General features: G+C 42.5%; 7 protein-coding genes. All 7 read left to right on the top strand.

Annotated features, from left to right (window positions below):
* Positions 1 to 118: 118 nt before the first annotated feature.
* The 7 genes from AC25Y6_RS15885 to lysS all read left to right on the top strand — a co-directional run bounded on the left by AC25Y6_RS15885 (position 119) and on the right by lysS (position 6,700).
* Positions 119 to 1,528: an anthranilate synthase component I family protein gene (locus AC25Y6_RS15885; RefSeq protein WP_488143703.1), complete on the top strand. Its 1,410-nt coding sequence runs from the start codon at positions 119 to 121 to the stop codon at positions 1,526 to 1,528.
* Positions 1,529 to 1,543: 15 nt separating this feature from the next.
* Positions 1,544 to 2,398, top strand: coding sequence for an aminodeoxychorismate lyase (gene pabC / locus AC25Y6_RS15890; protein ID WP_488143704.1), 855 nt, complete (start codon positions 1,544 to 1,546; stop codon positions 2,396 to 2,398).
* On the top strand, positions 2,398 to 3,249 hold the full coding sequence (gene folP / locus AC25Y6_RS15895) for a dihydropteroate synthase (RefSeq protein ID WP_488143705.1): 852 nt from the start codon (positions 2,398 to 2,400) through the stop codon (positions 3,247 to 3,249). The genes pabC and folP overlap by 1 nt, the downstream gene beginning before the upstream one ends.
* A 16-nt stretch (positions 3,250 to 3,265) precedes the next feature.
* Complete coding sequence (locus AC25Y6_RS15900; RefSeq protein ID WP_488143706.1) at positions 3,266 to 3,889, top strand: GyrI-like domain-containing protein; 624 nt, start codon at positions 3,266 to 3,268, stop codon at positions 3,887 to 3,889.
* A gap of 100 nt (positions 3,890 to 3,989) precedes the next feature.
* Entirely contained in the window at positions 3,990 to 4,355 is a 366-nt protein-coding gene (folB, locus tag AC25Y6_RS15905) for a dihydroneopterin aldolase (protein ID WP_488143707.1), read from the top strand.
* A complete protein-coding gene (gene folK, locus AC25Y6_RS15910) occupies positions 4,352 to 4,840 on the top strand; it encodes a 2-amino-4-hydroxy-6-hydroxymethyldihydropteridine diphosphokinase (RefSeq protein WP_488143708.1) in 489 nt (162 codons plus the stop codon). The genes folB and folK overlap by 4 nt, the downstream gene beginning before the upstream one ends.
* Positions 4,841 to 5,209: 369 nt before the next feature.
* Positions 5,210 to 6,700, top strand: a complete 1,491-nt coding sequence (gene lysS, locus AC25Y6_RS15915; protein ID WP_482103241.1) for a lysine--tRNA ligase — start codon at positions 5,210 to 5,212, stop codon at positions 6,698 to 6,700.
* Positions 6,701 to 7,012 lie beyond the last annotated feature (312 nt).

Consider the following 7,012-nt stretch of genomic DNA (forward strand, 5'->3'; position numbering starts at 1 on the left):
AATTTTATTGGTTTTAGATGTTCTTCGAATAAAAAAGGAATTCACGCTAATTATTATAGCGTAAAAAGGCTTTTTCCCTGTAAGATGAAGTTACTAAAGTTATCGGGAGGAAACTGGGATGCACAAACAAAAGATCGATTATACAACATTGGCGATGACGAAAGAACAATTTTTCTGTGGCTATAAAGAATTGGCTCATATGCATGACACTCATGTCCTTCTTGAAAGTGGACGGGGCGGGGCATTATGTATGGCGGGAATCGACCCTCTTGTTACATTGCGGACATTGAACGAAAAAAAGTTACAACTAATTTGGCGTGATGGCACAGAGGAAGTAAGAGAAGGAGATCCCCTCGAACTACTAAATGAGTTTGTTCAGTCATATGAAATTGAATCTATTCCTGGACTGCCGGATTTTCAAGGTGGTGCAATAGGTTTCATAAGCTACGATTATGTCCGAACTTATGAAAATATTCCAGACGATACAATGGACGACTTGGATACACCCGACTTATTCTTCTGTCTGTTCGACCGCTGGGCGGTTCTTGATTGTAAGAATGAAATGGCTTATTTCATGACACTCCCAGATAGTGATTTAGAACCCTCGGAGCTAGAATCCGACTGGGTAGCCGCTGCGTTAGCGGGAATAAGCAAGCAAGTTTTCGCGCCAGGGGATGCTAAAGAGGTCTCTATTAGTGAAAAAAATCTAGCTGTTTCTGTTACGGGGCCGCAATTTGCGCAGATGGTTCGTGACGTGCAGAATTATATTTCAAGCGGCGATGTTGTTCAAGTCAATCTCTCGGTAAGGCAATCACAATTGCTGACAGCAAATCCGCTTGATATGTATGAAGCGCTACGCTCATTTAATCCATCTCCTTATATGGCTTCAATCGGGTCCTCGGAATTCTCCGTTGTCTCGGGTTCACCCGAGCTACTGCTGAAAAAGCGTGGAGATGAAATGAGTACGCGTCCAATTGGTGGTACGCGCCCTAGGGGGAAAGACGAAACTGAGGATGCTGCGCTTCATGCTGAATTATTGTCGAACAAAAAAGAGACGGGCGAACATATTATGCTTGTAGATCTGGAACGAGAAGACTTTGAACGTGTTTGTAAAACTGGAACGGTTGAAACAGATGAATTCATGGTCGTGGAAAAATATTCACACGTGATGCATCTCGTGTCGAACGTCCGAGGAAAAGCTGCAGAAGGCATATCTAATGCTGATATTGTCAAAGGTGTATTCCCAGGGGGTTCCATCACAGGTTCTCCGAAACTCCGGACAATGGAAATTATTGAAGAACTAGAACCCACGCGAAGAGGATTGTATACGGGTTCAATCGGTTGGTTTGGCTTTAATGGTGATTTTGAACTTAATATTGTCATCCGTACTGTCTATATTAAGGACGGCATTGCACATATCCAGGCAGGCGCAGGTCTTGTCGCCGATTCAGTGCCGGAAGCAGAATATGTAGAATCGTTAAATAAGGCAAAAGCGCTTTGGCAGGCAAAAGCGATGGTGGAGAAGTAAGATAGGAGGTTCGTTATGTGGTGTTGGATGAATGGTGAATTCCTGCGAGCGGACGAGTTAAAGATTTCACCCTTCGATCACGGTTTTCTGTATGGAGCTGGCTTTTTCGAAACGTTCCGAACGTATAAGGGTAATGTATTCTTGTATGATAAACATATGGATAGACTACATGCTGCACTCACAGAGTATCGGATTTCGATGCCTTACGATGAAATGGAAATTCTCACTGCTGTAGGTAGACTGGATGAACTGAATGGCGGCAGTGATGGCTATTTTAGGCTAAATGTCTCGGCGGGAGTCCATGATATCGGTCTTGCACCTTCTTCCTATGCGATGCCGAACGTTATTTTGTTTAGAAAAGAATTGGTTCCGACTGTTCGGGGTACGGAGAAGAGGGCAGTCTGGCTTGAGACGCCGCGTAATAATCCAGAAAGTACGGTACGTCATAAGTCGCACAACTTCCTTAACAATATAAAGGGGAGACTGGAGCTATCTTCGTTGAAAGAGATGGAAGGTCTTTTCGTAACTGCTGAAGGTTATGTTGCTGAAGGAGTTACGTCAAATGTATTCTGGTTGAAGGATGGCGTACTATTTACGCCGACTATCGAAACGGGGATTCTCCCGGGGACGACACGAGCGTTTATCATAGAAGGTGCTAAGTCTGCCGAAATCACCGTGAATGAAGGGTTTTATGGTAAAGAAGATGTGGAATCTGCTGACGAGGTATTTGTAACGAACGCTGTGCAGGAAATCGTGCCCCTATCCATGATTGAAGAAATACAGCTTCCGGGAGCGGCGGGTGGTTTTTATAAAAGGCTCCATGAATACTACTTGCGGGCGATAGATGATATGAAAGAAGGTTATCGGTAATGAAATTGATTCATGCACGTGATACATACCAGTTTGGAAATGTAGAAATGGAATTTAAAAAAGAAACGGTTATCATGGGAATTTTGAATGTGACGCCTGATTCGTTTTCGGATGGCGGAAAATATGGCCGCATTGACGCTGCGCTTAAGCGTGCGGAAGAAATGCTTCGAGATGGAGCGAAAATTATTGATGTGGGCGGTGAATCCACTCGTCCAGGACATATTCCGATTTCATTGGAAGAAGAGCTTGAACGAACGGTTCCAATTATCAAGGCTTTGACAAATGAATTTGGATGCACCGTGTCGATTGATACATATAAAGCTGGCGTCGCAGAAGAAGCAATCTTGGCAGGCGCAAGGATCATCAATGATATTTGGGGAGCAAAACGCGAACCGTATATTGCAGACGTTGCAGCAAAACATAATGTACCCATTATTCTAATGCACAATCGTGAGAAGGCGGAGTACGAAGGTAACTTTATGGATGAAGTTATCGCTGATTTGGAAGAAAGTGTAGGGATTGCTGTTGCGGCAGGTGTAACGCATGATAATATCTGGCTCGATCCGGGTATTGGTTTTGTTCGGAATGCAATTCAAAATATATGGACAATGCAAGGGCTCGATCGAATAGCTGAGATGGGGTACCCAGTACTTCTCGGAACATCGCGAAAATCGCTGATTGGAAGCGTTCTTGGCTTACCCGTTGAGGAACGACTTGAAGGAACAGGAGCAACTGTTTGCTATGGAATCGAACATGGTTGCCATATTGTGCGCGTGCATGACGTGAAAGAAATCGCCCGTATGGCAAAAATGATGGACGTACTAACTGGGAAAAAGGATTTCGAACAATAGGAGGAGTCCATTTTATATGATGAAGTATGAGTGGCGAAAAGAGGATAAAGAAATCTATTTGCCAAAACAGACACCCACTATTTACGATGACATCGAAAAGTTGTATATCAAAGTACAGGGTGAAGGACATCCAGATAGCGATTTGTTCCGGTCAAACGTGGAACTTTTATATGCATTGTCTTATAGTATTCGAATGATGCCAAAGAGTGGCTACACACCAAAAGACTACTATGAATATACAGTATTTCCGCTTGAGGGAATTTGGGATTTAGATGAAGAGGGCAGAAAATTGGATTACCTCGATAAAAATCATTTAGTTTATCAATTAATGATCAGACAGCCTGACTTTGTGACGAGCGAAGTTTTTCAAAGGGCTGTTGAAAACGTGCGGGTCAAAAAGAAACATATACCAGTCGATACGGCAACACTTGAGCCGTTTTCTGATGGATTATCTGTTCAGATGATGCACCATGGTAGTTACGATAAAGAACCAGCAACGTTTACTATAATGGAAAAGTATTGCGAGGAACAAGGTTTGATCCGAATTGAAAAAAGTCATAGAGAAATCTATATCACAGACGCTAGAAGAACAGCGCCAGAGAAATTAAAGACTGTGCTTAGATTTAAAGTTTCAAAATAAGAAATGTAGTTTAATTGAGGAAGTAAATAAGTTGTGTACGTACGCTAACTTAAAGGCGGGTCACCCTATTGCTTTATCAGTCATACGAGGAGGATGCGGTATGGATTATATTCATCTGAACGAATTGGAGTTTTACGGCTATCACGGTGCACTGCCGGAAGAGACAAGGCTTGGTCAGCGTTTTCGAGTGACGGTTTCGCTTGCAACAGATTTGTCGGAAGCGGGAAAGACAGACAATCTGGATGAAACGGTTAATTATGCTGAAGTATATAGCTTGTGTCGAACAATCATAGAGGGCGAACCTGTAAAACTGATCGAAACAGTTGCTGAAAATATTGCGACAAAGGTATTGGTAATGTTTGCAGATAAAGTGACTGGCGTTCGTGTGATACTTGTAAAACCTGATCCACCGATTCCGGGCCATTATACATCTGTATCGGTAGACATTACGAGGGGGAACTTTTGATGAATGTTGCGTACCTCTCTTTGGGTTCGAACATCGGTGATAGGCTGCATCATTTGAAAGAATCGGTTCGAGCGCTTCATGTTAGTAATGGCACAACGGTTACATCGATATCGTCAATTTATGAAACAGTGCCTGTTGGCTATACAAATCAGGCAGACTTTCTTAACCTGGTTATCCGTGTTGAAACAGATTTAACAGCACATGAACTGTTGGTGGTGTGTCAAAGTATAGAACAAGAGCTTGGCCGAGTTCGTGAAGTCAAGTGGGGTCCTCGGACTGTAGACCTTGATATTCTGTTGTATAATAACGACAATATTGAAACGGAGAATTTGGTTGTACCGCACCCGAGAATGCATGAGCGGGCATTTGTTCTAATTCCTCTTCTAGAAATAGCTCCTTTAATTGCCGATTCGATGGTAGACACAGGCGTTTTACTTTGGAAGAAGCTTAACGAAGTAGATGAATTCCTACAAGAAGGGGAATGACACATACCATATACCATAACTGTTCTGTCGGCGAGATAGGTAATAGAAAATCCGTAACATGGTCAATACAATGAAAACGGCTGATGAGTTAACGAACCTTATGAACGGCTTTGGTGATGAAATGATGAAACTTGATCAAGTAGCAGTTAGTATAAGTTCTGTTTGCGCTGGATAAGTCGGGCTGTCACGCGTTGTGGCAGCCTTTTTCGATACGGATAAGTTAAAAGTTGGAGATTTTTCGTCAAGACACCAGTTATTCTTGGTGTTATTAGATGATGTGAATAAGTAAAACGTGTTTGGGTGGCGCAAATTGTGTACAATAGATGCATGCTATCTTATGCAGCGGATAATGATGAAGGAGTGAAAGAAATGTCACATTTGGATGAAATGAACGATCAGCTTTTGGTGAGACGCCAGAAGATGGAAGATATACGGGAAAGTGGATTAGACCCATTCGGCTCAAGATTCGAGCGGACACATCTATCGAATGAAATCCGGGAGCGTTTTGAAGAGATTTCAAAAGAAGACCTCGATGAAACGCCTCATACAGTAACAATTGCAGGTCGTATCATGACGAAGCGCGGTAAAGGAAAAGCTGGATTTGCGAATCTGCAAGATCTTGGCGGCCAGGTTCAAATCTACGTAAGACAAGATGCGATTGGTGAAGATGCTTACAAACTCTACAATAGTACAGATCTTGGGGACATTATCGGGATTACAGGGACAATCTTCAAGACGAAAGTTGGAGAACTCTCTATTAAAGCGACAGAATTCACATTCCTTACAAAAGCGCTGCGTCCATTACCTGAGAAATTCCACGGGTTGAAAGATATAGAACAACGTTACCGTCAGCGTTATTTGGATTTGATTGCGACGGAAGGTAGTAAAGAGACATTCATTCTAAGAAGTCGTATCATCCAGTCGATGCGCCGTTACTTGGATGGACAAGGTTTTCTTGAAGTAGAGACACCGATGCTACATGCGATTGCAGGAGGAGCATCTGCACGCCCATTCGTCACACATCATAATACGCTCGACATGACACTTTACATGCGGATTGCAATCGAGCTTCATTTGAAGCGCCTTATTGTCGGTGGACTTGAGAAGGTATATGAAATAGGACGCGTATTCCGTAACGAAGGAATTTCAACGCGCCATAATCCGGAATTTACAATGATAGAGTTATATGAAGCGTACGCGGATTATAACGACATCATGGAATTGACTGAAAACTTAGTAGCTCATATCGCCCAAGATGTGCTCGGCACGATGCAAGTGCAGTATGGAGAAGATGTGATTGATTTAGCGCCAGGATGGAAACGTCTGCATATGGCTGATGCGATAAAAGAGTATACGGGTGTTGATTTCTGGAAAGAGATGACTAAAGAAGAAGCTCATTCATTAGCTAAAGAACACGGGGTAGAAGTTAAACCATTGATGGAAGTGGGACATGTGTTGAATGAGTTCTTCGAACAGAAGGTAGAAGAGCAACTTGTGCAACCGACATTTATCTATGGACATCCTATTGAAATTTCTCCACTTGCGAAAAAGAATGCACAAGATAGCCGCTTTACGGATCGTTTTGAGTTGTTCATTGTACGACGTGAACATGCGAATGCATTTACAGAATTGAATGATCCGATTGATCAACGTGAACGTTTTGAATCACAACTTGTAGAAAAGGAACAAGGGAATGATGAAGCTCACGACATGGATGAGGATTTCATCGAGGCACTTGAGTATGGATTACCGCCAACTGGAGGACTTGGAATCGGTGTGGATCGCCTTGTCATGCTGTTGACAAATGCACAATCAATTCGTGACATCTTACTGTTCCCGCAAATGCGCCCGAAAGAATAAATGGAGTTAACCGCTGTGTAATGCCTATTAAAGGGCTATTACACAGCGTTTTTTATAGATTTGGATAAAAAGATGAAACTAATTCAAAATTAGTGTTGCATTAAAAGTAGCCAGGTGATATATTAGATAACGTTGCCAGTCCGACACATCGTGTTTAGTCAAAACTTGAAAAAAGAAATTGAAATTAGTTGTTGACACGGACGACGTAATTTGGTATGATATAAGAGTTGCCACTGAAACAAGCGGCAAACGAATAAAGAGGAATGCAAATCAGTTCCTCGCCAAATGAACCTTGAAAACTGAACAGCAAAA

This window comes from Sporosarcina sp. Y1004, assembly GCF_057669665.1.

What these genes read in the sequence shown, in the direction of transcription:
- folB (WP_488143707.1), top strand. Translation starts at nt 3,990, where the DNA reads ATGGATTATATTCATCTGAACGAATTGGAGTTTTACGGCTATCACGGT.
- lysS (WP_482103241.1), top strand. Translation starts at nt 5,210, where the DNA reads ATGTCACATTTGGATGAAATGAACGATCAGCTTTTGGTGAGACGCCAG.
- AC25Y6_RS15900 (WP_488143706.1), top strand. Translation starts at nt 3,266, where the DNA reads ATGATGAAGTATGAGTGGCGAAAAGAGGATAAAGAAATCTATTTGCCA.
- AC25Y6_RS15885 (WP_488143703.1), top strand. Translation starts at nt 119, where the DNA reads ATGCACAAACAAAAGATCGATTATACAACATTGGCGATGACGAAAGAA.
- folP (WP_488143705.1), top strand. Translation starts at nt 2,398, where the DNA reads ATGAAATTGATTCATGCACGTGATACATACCAGTTTGGAAATGTAGAA.
- pabC (WP_488143704.1), top strand. Translation starts at nt 1,544, where the DNA reads ATGTGGTGTTGGATGAATGGTGAATTCCTGCGAGCGGACGAGTTAAAG.